The organism is Algivirga pacifica, assembly GCF_039543525.1.
GTDB classification, from domain to species: domain Bacteria; phylum Bacteroidota; class Bacteroidia; order Cytophagales; family Flammeovirgaceae; genus Algivirga; species Algivirga pacifica.
The window spans coordinates 1-16,442 of sequence record NZ_BAABJX010000039.1 but is presented as its reverse complement, the minus strand read 5'-3'; the positions used below and the strand labels follow the sequence as shown (position 1 = coordinate 16,442).

Below are 16,442 nucleotides of genomic sequence, written 5' to 3'. Positions count from 1 at the left end.
AATAGTTATTAACTTTTAAAGATGTGTTATATTTGAAACCTAATCCCTGAGAAATGTTATTTATTTCACTCCCAAAAAACAGGGTTTACTTTGAGTTATATTTTTTTCTTTTTTGGCGGGGCTAAACACGAGCTGCTTCCCAAAAAAGTTTTTTTACATCAACTACAAAAAAGAAGGCATTATGAAGATAGGTATTATCCGAGAGGGCAAAACTCCTCCAGACACCCGAGTACTTTTTACTCCTGAGCAATGCTCAAAGATAAAGGATACATTTCCGTCTATAGATATTACGGTACAGCCGAGTACTATCCGTTGCTACCAAAACGAGCAGTACATTAACCGTAAGCTTCCTCTGCAGGAAGAGTTAATGGAATGTGATCTATTGGCCGGCATCAAAGAAGTGCCGATCAATGAACTAGTTCCCAACAAAACCTATATGTTCTTTTCTCATACGATCAAGAAGCAATCTTACAACCGAGATCTTCTGAGAGCAGTCCTTCAAAAAAATATTCGTCTGATTGATTATGAATGTCTAACCGACAACAAGGGACAACGTGTGATTGCCTTTGGACGATTTGCTGGATTGGTGGGTGCTTATAATGGATTGATTGCCTACGGTAAAAGAACAGGCCGCTACGAACTAAAGCCTGCACACCAATGTGAGGACCTGAAAGAGATGAAAGCACACTGCGCAGCTTTAAATCTTCCGGCTATTAAGGTAGCTGTTACTGGAGGAGGAAGAGTGAGTGATGGTATTGTAGAGACATTACAAGCCGCGGGCTTCAAAGAAGTCGGTATAACAGAATACCTTGAGCAAACCTTTGATTATCCTGTATATGTGCAGTTGCGCTCCAAGGATTACCATACACATCAAGAAAGAGGGGATTTCAAAGCAGAGGAGTTTTACAGCAACCCTTCGGTATACCAAGCCAACTTTACACGCTTCCTACCACATACCGACCTACTGGTAGCAGGAGCATTCTGGCACCACGAAGCACCTGTATTGTTTACAAAAGAGGATTTGTTAGCTCCAGAAAACAAGTTGAAGATTATTGCAGATGTAACCTGTGATATTGAAGGCTCTATTCCTTCTACGATACGTCCTTCTACGATCGATAACCCATTCTATGATTATGATCCTGCTTCAGGAGAAGAGTGTCCTGCTTTCTCTTCGGAACAAAATATCACGGTAATGGCAGTAGACAATCTTCCTAATGAGTTGCCTAAAGATGCTAGTGCTTCCTTCGGAGATCAAATGCTGACCTATGTACTTCCTAACTTGCTTAATGGAGACAAAGAAGGAATGATCAAGAATGCGACGATCACTAGCGATGGACAGTTAACGAATAAATTTGCCTACCTACAGGATTATGTAGACGGAAAAGAATAAAATTGTTGAGGCGGCTTGCGCCGCTAGTTGAGTGGCACTGTGTGCCGTTGAGTAGCGCTTTGCGCTGTTGAGGTTAGGCACTACTGCAAAACTCAACGGAGCGAAGCTCCTCTCAACGGCACACAGTGCCACTCAACCAGCGGCGCAAGCCGTCTCAACAGTATCAAGGTTTTAGATTTCCTGCTCCAATCCAATTTCCTTGAGTGACATTAATCCACAAGGAAGGTAATTCCACCCCGGATACATTAACATATGGTCTCACTCTCAAATGAATACGATCCGTATTTCCTTCTGCCAATTGCAACGCCAGTTGCACCAAAGGTGAGTTTGTAGAGAAAAGATCGGCTGGTTTCCCTAGGTTTCCGAACTGCACGGCAATGGGCAAGGCCTTTACCTCTCCCGGTTCTACTGTAAAGGTATTCTGAAATTCCCAGGTTATTCCGTTTTCATCCTCCGTTACTGCTGTTGTCCAATCATTGGCATTGATATTATCAATAGTACTAGTGTTTACCGCAATTTGAAGGTCTTCCAGTAATTCTACGTTTCCATTTCCTTCACGATCAATCCCCAAAGCAACATCTACTTTGCTCATCCCTGCCGATTGCTCTGTATCGTTGCGCACCGCTACATTAAAAATAACCGTCAAGGGAATATTTACTTCTTCTCCTGTAATTAGTTCTACGGCATAATTTGCTAAACTATTGGTCAATTCAGTAGTAAGTTGAGCTTCGCTCCCTTCCTCTCCTTTCGCATAAGACTCCATGGTGCGGTAAGACATTTCGCTAACCGTTAGATCTCCCACTGCTGAGATATTACTCTCACTATCCCCCAAAGCATAGTCGACATTAAAGATATTAGCGACCTCTGAAAGTGCTTCACAGCTACTCAACAAAGTCGCTAAAGCCAATACATAAAATACTTTTCTCATTTTTTAATGGGTAAGTTAATTGATCAAAATCTATTATAGTGACTTAATCCAACAACAACTAGACATTTTGAATACAGTAGCTAAGCAATTACAAATCCGCTTCTAGAGCTTGCTTGGAATACTGATTTAGATAGAGAAAATTTCTATAACCTGTTCAAATCGAGTCATATTTGAAGAGAATAGTGGTTCTATTTGATGAAAATATGAATTGATTTGAATAGTGATTAGAGGAATTTTCTTTCTGAATCAGTATTCCAAACAAGCTCTTAGTTCACGACTAACTTCCCTTGCTTCAACACCTGATCTTCTTGTACAATCCTGTAAAGCAATAATCCCGATGGCACTCCCTGCAGGTCTACAATATTCTCTTTACCATATAGTGGTTGCCTAAGAAGCAGTATTCCTTCCAACGTATATAGCAGTAGCTCACTTCCTGTAGTCGGCTGTAAAATATTGATATACGCATCCGTTACAGGGTTGGGATATAGCAATGTAGTTGTCGCATTGGTAAAAGGAATATTCACCGTATCCGAATAAAATGTCGTAGCATCCATCAACGTGACAGTTGCAAAATAACGACTGACTCCAGGACGCAATTTTTGATCCAAAATATCGATTACACCACTTTCTATCTGGTCCAACGCCAATAGTTGTGTTTGTTCTGTCCCATATTGTTTATAGACAATCACCTGATCAATCTCGGCCAAACCGTTTATCTTTAATTGTAAGGAAGCTTGCTCCCATTCATTCAACTTCCCTAAAAAATTATCCAGGTAGCACCCCACTCCTTGTTGTCGGTAATCCTGGGTATCACTTCGCCTACCTTCCGCTCCTTGTTGTAAGACAGGGGCAACGGCATAATATGGATTTTCATAGGAAGCTTTAGACAAGGTAATGATAGTATCTGTAGCTGACAATAACGTATCCTTTATTCCCTCCTGATACAACTGATAGCCTGCAGCCCCATTGACAGTGTTCCAACGCAACGTAAATTTATCTTCACAATTCAAGGTCGTATTAATGGCAATAGGTGAAGTAACTATAATTGAAGCAGTCTCGTACTCATGTTCTCCTATCCGAGCACGTAAACGCAGGATGCCCTCTCCTTCAATCGGCATATTAAACTGTGATGTTCCCACAGGCAGCATCGCATTTACTTCTTCCCAAGGTTCTTCATTCCAACTTTTCTCCAATTGCATCCCTTTCTCCTTTTCATAGGTAGTAAACCACTGCAAGGACAACTCCTGCCCCGATACCAACTTTGTGTTGATATGAGGATAAATCCACTCAAAGGTGTCTTGACGTTCTAAACTATAGGCTATAGAAAAAGACTGAGCCTCTTTTATATTATCCCCATCTACCGCTATACGATAAGTTCCCTCTAAGGGATACTGTAAACTTACCTGCTCTACATTATTAAGTGCATCGACTCCTCTGTGTGCAGGCTCCGACAATTGCCCTGGGTTTAACACCCAAGGATAATAAATGGCTCCTGTGGCTTCATGGATTAGGCGTATATTTAAATCATTGACCAATGCTTTGTAGTCCTCTGGTTGTGCCGCAGGATCATTCCATACGAGCGTAACCGTTAACTTGCTACTACTGTCCGGCACCTGAATACTCCAGCTTTCTTCCGCTTGTGGTTCCAGCACTCCCATAGTCCAATACTCCTCTTTAAGAGATTCCAAGGCCGCGCGCAAGCGGACGTTTCCATATCCGCTGTAATAGTCAGGTCCTTCTGTATACAGATCCTCTGCCGTACTAATCAGTAATGCTTTCATCAGATCCGAACGCAGGTGATGCCCAAAGTACGACTGAGCATACCCTTGCAGGTATGAGGCTATCCCCGAAACCATCGCACTAGCATCAGAACTCCCTTCACCCCCATAGGCCAATAGTTCTGGCTTGATACGACCATCCTTTGCAGGCCCCTTAGAGCTATAAGACTTCACCACCTTCAAGGAGTCACAAGCCCCAACCACAAGAATATTCTTTGCTTGCTTAAAATTCCCTGTCAAAGTACCAAACCCTGGTCCTTGTGCAAAAGGCATTTCTTCTAATTGCTGCAACCCTGCGTTGCCTGAAGAGAATACATGCAGTACCTCGGGATGAGCAACAATATGTGCATCATAAGCTGCTGCCTCGTTGCCATAATAGTTCTCTATGTTTGTTCCAAAAGAGTGATTTTGTACGCGAATATTATTTTCTTCAAAAAAGGTAATCGACTCCGGGAAAAGATTTTCATAGCTTACCGACAGCACCTTAGCGTTACTAATCCCTTTGCCCAACCGACTGCTGACTCCTTTCCCTGCAATCATCGTAGCCATTTCTGTGGCATGCAACGTTTTTTGGGAATGGCTTAAAGGAGTAAGCAAGGCTATGCCTTTCAGATCTATATCCTCCTCACGAAACGCCTGCTCCTTTAAGGAAACCACTGTACCGTACATTCCATACTGCGCTTGAGTATTGGCAATCTCGTTAATGGATAAGTTATACCTTCTTAAAGTCGCCTCTTCCTGCCGGTGAGTTGTCTGCAAATCGATATAATCAATGGCTATATGATCCTCTAATTTTTCAATCGTCTCTCGTTTAGCTTCCACCGTCATATACCTTCCATCTGCAGACGTATACAATACTTTGACATGCCTTTGACAAAGTGTATCCTGTTGTAGTAACGCTGGTGTATTAACCTTTAAGGAGAGGCGGTACCATCCCTCCTCTAGGACTTTTTTCTTTTGGGATAACTTTCTGGATAACTTGTAACGATTCGGACTCATCTCCTTACCCGAAAACGTAGTATCCCTTACCAAGTATCGGTTGCCTGATAACTTTCGAAGCACTCTACCTGTTGTTAAGGTATCTACCTGTTCTGATTGAATAAGAAACAGACGATCATTCTCGGGTTCTTGTGCTTTTGCGTAAACGGATAATAAAAGTGCTGCTAACACAAAAAATAGATATTGATACCTCATGTTAATTTTTATTGAATTGGTAAACCTGTTGAAGCAAACAGTATGTATATGAGATAAATTAGAGCTTGTTTGGAAGCCTATGAAAATTCATAACACTGTCCTCCCTTATCACATAAGTATTTTAATCATTACTCTTTATATAAAAAGAACGCCCTCACAGCTTTCTTGTTTTAAAAATATAAGCACTAATGCAATACTCAATACATAATACTATATAATTATATTTTTTCAATAAATTATTTTGTGTTAAAAAGCCTTGTACTATATTAACATTTAGATGCATCTAACATTCAATTATTTATCTTTTTAAACAATCCAACAATTCGTATGAAAATTAGAAACTGGAGTCTATATGGCGCAGTGGCATTAGCTACTACTATGACTTTTTCGTCTTGTGAGCAGACTGAAGTAGACAACCCGGCAGAAGTATCTAATGAGGTACTAGCTATCCTTACCAACGCAGGTTTTGATGTAGAAAACCAAGCTCCAATCACATTTGAGAACGGTTACCTGGTAGAAGGTGATATCTATATCCCTTCTGAGGATCTTGCTTCTTTAAAAGAGGGCAACCAACTTCCAAATGATGAGCACTACCACACCACAAACCTTGTAGCGGTAAACGGTAGCAGAAACATCACGCTTTATGTGCCAGAAGGAGGTAACAGAGGATACAGCCCTGTGTACGTAGCTGCAGCAGACGAAGCAATCGCTCGTTTCAACGCTGAGAATCTTACGATCACTATGTCTAGAGTAACTAGCTCTAGCCAGGCGGACATCGTATTCACTCGCCTAAGAAAAGGTGATGAGAGAAGAGGTGTACTAGGTTCTGCTGGTTTCCCTACTAGCGCTGGTGATCCTTACGGAGAAATCAAGATGAGTGGCATCTTGGAGTCTAGCTATGGACTAAGCGTAAACGGTATTGCTACTATCATGGCCCACGAGATTGGTCACTGTATTGGTTTCCGTCACACGGACTTCTATGACCGTAGCATCAGCTGTGGTGGTTCTCCTTCCAACGAGGGTGCTTCTACAGTAGGCGCTGAGTATATCCCTGGCACTCCTGCAATCGGAGAAGTAAGCTTAGCTAAAAAGTCATGGATGTTGGCCTGTGCAGACGGTGGGGATCGTCCGTTCAACAACAATGACAAGGTAGCATTGGATTACCTATACTAATAGGCTCCTAGCTTAGGATATCTTTTCGATATAGACGCTACGCTGTATCGGACAGTATAATAAAAGTCCTCCTAAGGGTTTCCTCGGGAGGACTTTTTTATTATTGAAGTTCTTCTTCCATTCCATTGTTGGGGCGAGCACAATACTGTCAAATTAAGAAAATAGTGGATGTAGAAAGAGTAGTGCAAACCCGCTTCAGGTCTTAGGCTGGAGCCTAAGACCAGTTTCTAGCATTGGGGAGCGACGACAAGGGATACCCTTCTACTAATACCCTCCCTGTACTTTTCTCACGACCCACTCTACGGTAGCCATCAAGAGCAACGCAATCAAGATCCACAAGAATGAGCTCAACTCCTCATATTTCTCTTGAGAATGAATCACATCAGCTGGTTTATTAGCTGTTAGGCTTGCCTTTAGGTCAGTGATGTTTTCTGGTTGATAGAAAGTCGCTCCTGTCTTTCTGGACAAATTTCTAAGCAAGTTAAAGTCTGCCGTAGTATTCAAGGCCTCCAAGGTCAATACTTTTACGGTAAACTCCCCAGAAGCGTACTCCTTCTTTCCTCCTAGCTTGGCCGAGGCGGCATACTGGTAAACACCTTCTTTTAGATCTCGGATATTGTACTGGAAATCCTTATGGGTATTCATATACGTATAGGCTTTGCTATTTCCTTCTTCATCTTTCAGAATTAGCTCAATTTCCTGACCTACCACCTCTTCGTATACTTCATTATAAACTTCTGTTTCAAAGACCACCTCATCCGTTTCATAAAACTCTTCACTTACCGGATATACCTTTAGCTTTCTGCGATCTTCCTTATTGGCCAGGTATTGTACGATCTTCTCAATAAAGTGATCCACGACTTCCTGCTTTTGATCTACAAGATATTCTTGTAATCTCCACATCCACAACCCATCACTTAACAGGACAGCCCTCTTTCTCTCATTTTGCTCCCCAAGCACCAGTAAAGGTTTTTCGGTTACCACAGTTCCTACTTGTTGATATAGCAGGACATTAGCTCCTCCCCCTAAAGCTACTTCACCAAAAGGAACATTCACTGGAGGCAGGGCATTCATCAGTTGCTCATCCTCTTCAGCATGCGTAAATAAATCAAACCCATTATTAAAGACTGCCGTCACCTTATCCCTTTGTCTTCCGGTGCCTTGCATACTGAGCAATCCATTGATCTTATTAAATGCATTCAGGTCAGTCAAGCCACCTACAATATACCAGACAGGCCATTGCTTTTTTTCTATATCCCTAAGGATATGGGATGCCGTGCCTTTTCGGTTAGGGAGCTGATGTAGAATCACCATTCCATACTTCTCATTCTTATTATAAGCAACCAGCCCTTTTCCTTTCATTCCAGGGATATGTACTTGCAACTCATAATTTTTATTTTTCTCTATGGCGGTCTTCAGGGTCTTAATATCAGGATGGGGAGAATCAGCCACTAATAAGATTTTCTCCTTTCCTTCTAATACATCAATATAAATATTCTTCTGATTATTCTCCTTGGTAAACTCTCCCTTTACGGGTGCAATACGCACCTGATAGCGCTTCACACCCTTGGTCTTTCCTTCCGCCAAAAACTTTATTTCTTCTACCCCTCCTTCTTCTTTCAAGGATACCTTTTGGGTTTTCAAAACACTCCCTTGATGCAATAAGGATACCGCTATTTCCTCTCCTGCAAACCCAGTATGCGCCACTTCTGCAATGATGGGAAATTTATTTCCTGTGTAGGTGATCTTATTACTGTAAACGGCTTTTAGGTTAAGATCTTTTTGTGGGAGCGTATCTCCTACACCTACCGTATATACTTGCATTCCATAGGGTACATACTCAGGTGAAAATCCCTGATTATAAATCCCATCTGATAATAACACTACCCCTGCCAGGTTTCTGTTCTCATATTGCTCCTGTATTCCCTTCAGCATTTGGCCGATATCAGAAGATTTTTGATCGAAAGAAGCCAATGTCAAGGATTCTTCCTCTTCCAATGTACGATCAAATGTTTGGAAAGAGACCTCAAAGTCCTCTCCTCTTAAGTCATTGGCCAACCCACCTAGGTTACGGAGAATATCCGTCAGTTGTGTAGAGTCTGTAATCAAGGGGATAGAATTAGAGTTATCTACAGCAAAGACCAATATGGGCTTCTCATAAATATTATTACGGTTCTTAATAAAAGGGCCTAACAGTAAGAATAGTAATACTGATAAAAGGGTTGCCCTTAATACAAAAAGCAGCCGATTGACCGTTGAAGACCAAGGAACATTTTTCTTGTTGTATAATAAATAGGCTAAGGCAACACCCACAATAAGGCAAAGGGGGGTATACCATAAGGAATACTCTGTGATAAGCTCAATCATAGAAGTGGAATAGATTACGATTCGATGTTTCCTTTTAATTTATTAGATTCGTATAAATTTTCATATGTTTTTAAACAACAATATAAGGGAGGCCATATAATTCCCCACAGAAAGCTCTACTTTTTTCACCTATAACTGAAAATCAAATAACGTGCGCATTACCAAGCCAATTTTTCAATACTATCAGCGTAAAGCTGTCTTATGGTTTAGCAAACGACTCAGAGCATTCCTTTTGTGGGGTGTATTTAGTGGCTTGTGTCTTAGTATTCTTGGTGTCTTAAATGTCCACTATTTTAAACCCGATAATATCAATCGTTTCTTTGAGCGTATGTTTTACGAGCAGCAAGAGTTGTTTCCTGAAAAAATGACCTCTACCCAGCTCACTAACAATAAGTTTGTATCGCCCAACATAGGACAACTCAATTATCCTCATTCCCTTGAAAAGAAAAGGGAACAAAACTTTTATGAGCGTCAACTGGAAATGTACAATGGGTATCGCACCTTTTTATTGACTCCAGAAGAAAAAGCCTCTGCACAGGCTTTTCAATTTATGATGTCCAATGCCTTAAAAGAAACTATTTTATTTCAAGACTTCGAGCAACCGTTTGACCCTATTCACGGCATACATCAGCAGTTTATTGACCTTATGCTCCATGCACATCAGATTCGCCGTATTTCTGATGCGCATGCCTATATAGAACGTCTCAACAACTTTGATAATAAAGTCGCCATCTACCTATCTGGCAAACCCTTGACTCCCTCTGAGTCATTGGACACGCTAAACACTGCTGCGGTAATCAACCGCAGAGAAGGGGAAAGCCTACCTACTGCTCTGGAGTATTTTGAAGTAAGAGATGGCTTTCATTACCCCAATACACTACAGCTAAAAGAAACCGAGCGACAACTACAACTATTACTCGAACTTCCCTTAGAAGAAAATCCTTTTTATCAGGACTTTCATAAAAAGCTAAGCGCTATTTCTTTTCCTTTAAACGAACAGGTAGAACATCGCCTTACCGTTGAACTTAAGCAAGCGTTGGAGGAAAGCGTCATCCCTTCTTTACACACACTTCTGGACTGTATCCAACGTTTAAAGCCTTATGCTGTACAAGAAATCTCTTTACAATATTATGAAGGGGGACACGAGTACTATACACACCGACTAGGAAAGAGCCTTGGACTGGATGAAGAAGCCCTAGTCATAGAAACCACTCCCGATTTACTGTTCCATACTGCACAAAAAGAAATACGTCAACGAAAGTCGACTCTTATCCATCTGTTGCAAAGCTATACTGGAGTGAACGATAGTAGTTTGAGAAACTTATGGTCTGTATTTAAAGAACAACAATCAACTTCATTACTCCATACACAAGATGAAATCAAAGCAGTATTTTCCTCCTTCATGGAAGATAGCAAATCTTATCATTTTCAGCAGTTAGGTTCTGTGGGAAGGAATCCTATACAATGGGATTTTGCACCAAACTACCTTTTCAGCACAATTTATACCCCAAAGAGTTTCCATTATGCCTATGGAAAACAGCAGCAACACTTTGCCTACCTTCCTAACAAGGCGGTATATAAAGAAGAGCTTCGATTGTGGGCGCTCTTACTAGGCTACACGGGGAGTTATTCTTATGTCCATGCCCTAAAGACACAGACAGATATTCCCTTATTTAGGCAATTCAATCCTTCGCCCTACCAAACGGAAGGATGGTCTTATTATTTACTTTCAAAAGTAGCTCCTCTCATTCACAGCGAGGACCCACTCGCCTTTGATATATACCTTAACTATCACATGTTGGTAAAGGCAGTACTTATGGCTGCCGATATTGGCATTCATGATCGACTATGGAATTACACAGAGGTAGAGCTGTTTGTAATGGAACATACCAAGGAAGAAAACTCCTCCATCCCTTCCCTAATACTCAATACCCTTTCCAGCCCTTCAGTTTCAGTCGCTTACTTCCAAGGCGATCAATGGGTTAGAAAGGTCAAGAAATCTGTCCCTACTGACAGGACAACTTCTGAATATTTTCCACGACTATTATATCTGGGTGGACTCCCTCAAAAAAGTGGGTTCCAATTATTAAATTCCCAGAAGGCGAACTAAATACTCTATGAACTTGGAACTTGTAGATTCAATCGGTATCCGTTATCTTTTCCACTGACTCCACAAACTAACTCCTTTATTCAATTTAATCCCCGTTCACTATGATTGCTAAAGAATTTATCAACCACACTTTTCCTTCTGTAAAAAATCAGGATATCACTGAACGCATCTTTGATTGGATGGATGAATACGGGGTACGACAACTGCCGGTTATTAACGACGGGGCTTATGTAGGTATTATTTCAGAAGACGAACTCTTTGAGCTAGACTTAGAAACAGGAGTAAACCTCAATAATCAGAAACTAAATTATAGAGATGTATTCATCGCTCCTTACACTCATTTATACGACATTCTCAATATCATTGGAGAGCACGACATTGAACTCGTCGCAGTGGTTGATGAGCATAATAAATTCCTAGGAACAATTCTGATCAAAGAACTGGTTCCTGCTATTGCCAAGATATTTGCCAGTCAAATTCCCGGAGGAATTATTGTACTAAAAATCGATGCTATACAATATTCTCTTGCGGAGATTAGCCGACTAATTGAAGCCAATGGGGTACGTATCTTGAGCAGCTTTGTGCAAGCAGTTCCGGATGATCCCAAAGTATTATTCATCACCCTAAAGCTAAACACTCAGGACCTAAGTCACGTACTGGCTACCTTGGAACGCTTCAGCTACCAGGTTTTGAATCAATTCAGCAACGTTCCTCTTAAAGACAATAGTTCGGAACGCATACAGCTGCTACTCAAATACCTTGAAATGTAGATTTTTTGCCGCACTTTCTCGAAAAAGTGATAATTTGCACCAATTAACAAATTGACTTCTGAGCAAAGGTATGAAAATAGGGATACACAGTCGTTCCATGGATCCTTCCAAGAGCGCATACATTTTAAATATTGTCAAGGAGATTGCTTTAAGGGAAAATGTAGAAACCTGGCTTTCGGCAGAATTGATTGAGTACATCACCTCTTCCCTGCCCTCAGAAAGCCTCCCCACACACATACCTTTTGTTGGTTACGATGATTTGGGACCTATTGACATTCTGGTCAGCATTGGAGGTGACGGCACCTTGCTTCACTCCCTGACCATGGTCCGAGAAAGACATATTCCTATTTTAGGAATCAATGCTGGACGTCTAGGTTTTTTAGCAACCACCTCCAAGGATAAAGTAAAAACAGCTGTAGATGCCTTACTCAATGGTTACTATACCATTGAGCAACGCAGTATGATTGCCCTGGAATCTAATATTGATGTTTTTGATGGGTTAAATTTTGGTCTGAATGAGTTTACAATTTTAAAAAGAGATACTTCTTCCATGATACAGGTCAACACTTACCTGGATGGGGAATACCTTAACTCTTATTGGTCTGATGGACTAATTGTCTCTACACCTACCGGTTCTACAGGATACTCTCTAAGCGTAGGAGGTCCTGTCGTCATGCCTAATACAGGAAACTTCATCATAGCTCCTGTGTGCCCCCACAACCTGAACGTTAGACCTCTAGTAGTTTCTGACTCCAGTGTAATTTCTTTTCAGATAGAGGGACGAAGTAGAAATTTTTTAGTTTCTTTGGACTCCAGATCGAAAAAAGTGGACGATACGGTGAAACTAGCCGTACGCAAATGTCCCTTTTATGCTAATTTGGTAAAATTTAATGAGGATAACTTTTTGAGTACGTTACGTTTAAAACTCAATTGGGGAATAGATGCCCGAAATTAACCACCAAGATTAAAAATATTAGGTACGATATATGCTGAGAACACAATAAAATCCTGTTCCTTACGTGGTATATTTGTAGCATTGTACCTTATCAGAACAAAGGAATGGCTTTAGCTAAAGGCTCTATAAATTATTTTACTATATGAGAAAATTTCGAATTTTTATTTTACTCATTACGCTAATGTGTCTTAGCGGTATATCCTATGGACAAAGTCGCTTTTCCATATATACTAAGGGATATGCTCGTTTTACAAAACCTAAACGTTATTGGAGTGTTGGAGGAGGTGTAAATGCCTCTCACTATCTTGGAGATGTTGCCCCAAGTGCTAACCTTGGTAGTATGGACTGGAGAAAAACAAAACCCAGTCTGAGTTTATTTGCTATGAAGCGTCTTCTTCCAAGGTTTTCTGTTCGATTCATGTTTACGCAAGCCCTAATTGAAGGGGATGATGCCAATGCAAATATCGGCGTTGACGTCACAGAAACCAACACACAAGGGGGAGCCATTGCGGGCTTTGATAACTTCTTCAACCCTGAAAATGCTGGTCGATTTGTGCGTAACTTACATTTCCGAAATAATATCACGGAACTCAACACCATGATCGTTTATGACTTCATCAAAAATGATGGATTATACTATAGACGTCGTCGTTTTCCAATTCCATATATTTCAGCGGGTATAGGGGTGTTTTATCACTCTCCAATGGCAAGGGATGTCGATAACCCTGATAAATGGGTACATCTACGCTCTAAGCAAACTGAAGGGGTCAGTTATCTGCCTGTTGCCTTGGCTATGCCATTAGGCGTTGGTGTCCGTTGGAGAATCACCAACAAGCTTGATATTGCAGCAGAAGCGACTGTTAGATATACTACGACCGACTACCTAGATGATGTTAGTAGTGAGTTTTATGCTTCTGCAGAGGATATGAACTCTACGGATGCTTATCGCTATGCTTATCGTGCCCATGAAAATTACGGTAAACTAGGAGATGACCTTCAGTATCTAGAATACCTAACAAGGGCTTATGAGGGCGGAGCTCCTAACCCTACAGATTATAATGAATTTACCGAGATCGGGGAAATCAGAGGAGATCCTACCCAAAAAGACGTTTATGTCAATATAGGTATCCATGTGAACTATATCTTCAGAGGAAACTTAAAAACACCTCGCTATCGATATAGATAAATAAAAACATACCGGTTCTAAAAACGCTTTTGATACATTAAAATCAATGGCGTTTTTTTTTGAACTAAAAACATACTTTTAAATAAAACGGCTTACTTTTTGATTCATTCCCCATACTATTCCACATAATTTATCGTAACATTATGTAGGGCACAAATAAGGTTCAATAATGATTCACTTTTTTTAACCTGCCGTTTTTTTGGTTAGATTTTTGAACATTTACTTGCCGGGTATAAATAAACGACGATTTACCAGCTCAAAAAGCAATATTATTATGTCAAAATTCATTGTTAGGAGTTTTCTATTTTTTTGTACACTTCTATTTATCCAAAATATTTCTTATGCTCAAAATGATTGGGAGATGGGATTTGCCATTGGTCCTAACGCCTACACCGGCGACTTGGCAAAGTTTTACCCAGACCCTAGCAATACAAGAGCCAGTGTACAGTTAAACTACCGAAAGCATTTTAATAATTTTTTCATTTGGAGAAGTCATCTCACCACACATTGGGTCACAGGAAGTGGCACATTAAATGAAACCTTAAATAGTCCTACTACTGATTTTACTATTGTATCACCAGAGCTGGCTACAGGATTTGAATATAATTTTCTACCCTTCAGAACAAGCTGGAAAAGCAGGGAAAAAATGACCCCCTATATTTTTGGAACTCTAGGGGTTAGCTATCAACGCTATGTTGATCGTCCAGACATCAATACAACAGGAGAGTTTCCATCCCACTTCTCCGCAGTATTGCCTGTTGGGTTTGGATTAAAATACAAGATCAGTCGTTTCTGGAACTTCCAAATAGAATGGAGCTCTTCTTATCATCTTTCTGACAACCTGGAAGGAATAAGAAAATATGATGACCCTGCACAAGTCCCTTACAATACAAGTAATATGGACATGATCCATCACCTTTCTTTTGGATTTGTATACAATAGAGTTAGTGTTAAATGTCCATCCAGAAGTTTTCCTAAGTTATAAGGATGAAGGATGAAAATTAATGAGATCATTCCTTTTTCCTTCATCCTTTTTTCTTTTTCCTTTTATTGAAGCAACCGCTAGGGTTGCTTTTTTTGTATCTGATCAATAGTATTTTACAAAACGATAGAAAACCTATTCCAAAAACATCTGTTATATAATCGTACGATCTTACCAATTATTGATTGTCGCTGATTATTATTAAGGTTGAAAAAATAATCGTCATACTACTAGCCAGCTCTGTTGGGTAGTGTGACGGATAAATATTCAAACTTAATTATAAGCAGTAAATGATTAGCGATAACCGATAAGCGTTTTAAATGGAGTATAAACTATTATGAAAAACTTTGAATTCAGAAATCCTACTAAACTGTTGTTTGGTGAAGGACAAATAGCCAACATTAAAAATGAAATTCCTTCCGGAAGTAAAATATTAATGGCATTTGGAGGAGGAAGTATCAAGAAAAATGGTATTTACCAACAAGTAATGGATGCCCTTAGCGATTATGAAGTGATTGAGTTTGGAGGCATTGAACCTAATCCTCACTATGAAACACTTATGAAAGCAGTAGAAATCATTCGTGAGAAGGGTGTTAACTTTATTATGGCTGTCGGTGGTGGCTCAGTGATTGATGGTGTAAAGTTCATCTCAGCAGCAGCGCCTTTCACACAGGATGATCCATGGAAAATCCTTACTGACCGACTTGGCAAAGAGCTAAAAGAAGCTATTCCTTTTGGAACCGTACTAACACTTCCTGCTACAGGTTCTGAGATGAACTCCGGTGCTGTTGTCACCAAGGCAGCTACACAAGAGAAGCTTTCTTTTGGAGGGCCTTTAGTATTCCCTAAGTTCTCCGTATTGGATCCTAATGTAGTTGCTTCACTTCCAGAACGTCAAATTGCCAATGGAGTTACTGATGCCTTTACACACGTACTGGAACAATACCTTACTTATCCTGCTGACGCGCCATTGCAGGACCGATTTGCCGAAGGTATTCTTCAAACGTTAATCGAGATAGGGCCAGACATTATAAAAGATCCATCCAACTATCAGGCAGCAGCAAACTTTATGTGGTGTTGTACCATGGCCTTGAATGGATTGATCCAACAAGGGGTACCAACCGATTGGGCTACCCATATGATTGGTCATGAGCTAACGGCTCTTTACAATATTGATCATGCCAGAACACTGGCAATCATTGGTCCTAACCTATACCGTGTGATGTTTGAAAACAAGAAAGACAAACTACTACAATACGGTCAACGTGTATGGGGAATCAAGGAAGGATCCGAAGAAGACAGGGCACAAGAGGCGATCAATAAAACGGTTGAGTTCTTCCATAGCCTGGGAATTCAAACAAAAGTCTCTGACTACACCGAGGACTATCAAGGCACTTCTGACATTATCGTGAAACGTTTTGAGGAAAGAGGCTGGAAAGGACTTGGAGAAAGAGCTGATGTGACCCTTGACAAGGTGAAGGAAATTGTAGAAATGAGCTATTAATGTTTTTGATGAAGAATTATTAATGAAAAATTTTCAATTAATAACTGAGCTTTCGCTCAGTTAATCTTTGGATAAAACATAATTATCCTGAGGAGAGTACTCAAG

The 16,442-nt window shown here is 40.4% G+C and carries 11 protein-coding genes; 8 read left to right on the top strand and 3 right to left on the bottom strand.

The features are described from left to right. Positions 1–181 precede the first annotated feature (181 nt). A complete protein-coding gene (locus ABD985_RS13490) occupies positions 182–1,390 on the top strand; it encodes an NAD(P)-dependent oxidoreductase (protein ID WP_345372558.1) in 1,209 nt (402 codons plus the stop codon). Between the two features lie 163 nt (positions 1,391–1,553). On the opposite strand, the gene ABD985_RS13485 is transcribed toward ABD985_RS13490, so the two are convergent. Both ABD985_RS13485 and ABD985_RS13480 read right to left on the bottom strand, forming a co-directional pair. Beyond that, complete coding sequence (locus ABD985_RS13485) at positions 1,554–2,318, bottom strand: hypothetical protein (protein WP_345372556.1); 765 nt, start codon at positions 2,316–2,318, stop codon at positions 1,554–1,556. Between the two features lie 266 nt (positions 2,319–2,584). Continuing rightward, positions 2,585–5,290, bottom strand: coding sequence for a S8 family peptidase (locus ABD985_RS13480; protein WP_345372554.1), 2,706 nt, complete (start codon positions 5,288–5,290; stop codon positions 2,585–2,587). A gap of 327 nt (positions 5,291–5,617) precedes the next feature. Here ABD985_RS13480 and ABD985_RS13475 point away from each other — a divergent pair, with 327 nt between their 5' ends. Further along, positions 5,618–6,463 carry a M57 family metalloprotease gene (locus tag ABD985_RS13475; protein WP_345372552.1) on the top strand — a complete coding sequence of 282 codons (846 nt, stop codon included), beginning with the start codon at positions 5,618–5,620 and terminating at the stop codon, positions 6,461–6,463. Positions 6,464–6,727: 264 nt separating this feature from the next. On the opposite strand, the gene ABD985_RS13470 is transcribed toward ABD985_RS13475, so the two are convergent. Beyond that, a complete protein-coding gene (locus ABD985_RS13470) occupies positions 6,728–8,830 on the bottom strand; it encodes a VWA domain-containing protein (protein ID WP_345372550.1) in 2,103 nt (700 codons plus the stop codon). Between the two features lie 151 nt (positions 8,831–8,981). On the opposite strand from ABD985_RS13470, the gene ABD985_RS13465 reads away from it, so the two are divergent. The 6 genes from ABD985_RS13465 to ABD985_RS13440 all read left to right on the top strand — a co-directional run bounded on the left by ABD985_RS13465 (position 8,982) and on the right by ABD985_RS13440 (position 16,337). Further along, the gene (locus ABD985_RS13465; protein ID WP_345372548.1) at positions 8,982–10,940 is read left to right on the top strand and encodes a DUF885 family protein; all 1,959 of its coding nucleotides are present in this window, start codon (positions 8,982–8,984) and stop codon (positions 10,938–10,940) included. A 101-nt stretch (positions 10,941–11,041) separates the two neighbouring features. Beyond that, the gene (locus tag ABD985_RS13460; RefSeq protein ID WP_345372546.1) at positions 11,042–11,710 is read left to right on the top strand and encodes a CBS domain-containing protein; all 669 of its coding nucleotides are present in this window, start codon (positions 11,042–11,044) and stop codon (positions 11,708–11,710) included. Positions 11,711–11,780: 70 nt separating this feature from the next. After that, positions 11,781–12,665 carry an NAD kinase gene (locus ABD985_RS13455; protein WP_345372544.1) on the top strand — a complete coding sequence of 295 codons (885 nt, stop codon included), beginning with the start codon at positions 11,781–11,783 and terminating at the stop codon, positions 12,663–12,665. Between the two features lie 142 nt (positions 12,666–12,807). Next, entirely contained in the window at positions 12,808–13,851 is a 1,044-nt protein-coding gene (locus tag ABD985_RS13450) for a DUF6089 family protein (protein ID WP_345372542.1), read from the top strand. Between the two features lie 274 nt (positions 13,852–14,125). Further along, positions 14,126–14,836, top strand: coding sequence for a DUF6089 family protein (locus ABD985_RS13445; RefSeq protein ID WP_345372541.1), 711 nt, complete (start codon positions 14,126–14,128; stop codon positions 14,834–14,836). A 334-nt stretch (positions 14,837–15,170) separates the two neighbouring features. Further along, positions 15,171–16,337 (top strand): iron-containing alcohol dehydrogenase, encoded by a 1,167-nt coding sequence (locus ABD985_RS13440; RefSeq protein ID WP_345372539.1) that lies wholly within the window; start codon positions 15,171–15,173, stop codon positions 16,335–16,337. Positions 16,338–16,442: the final 105 nt, after the last annotated feature.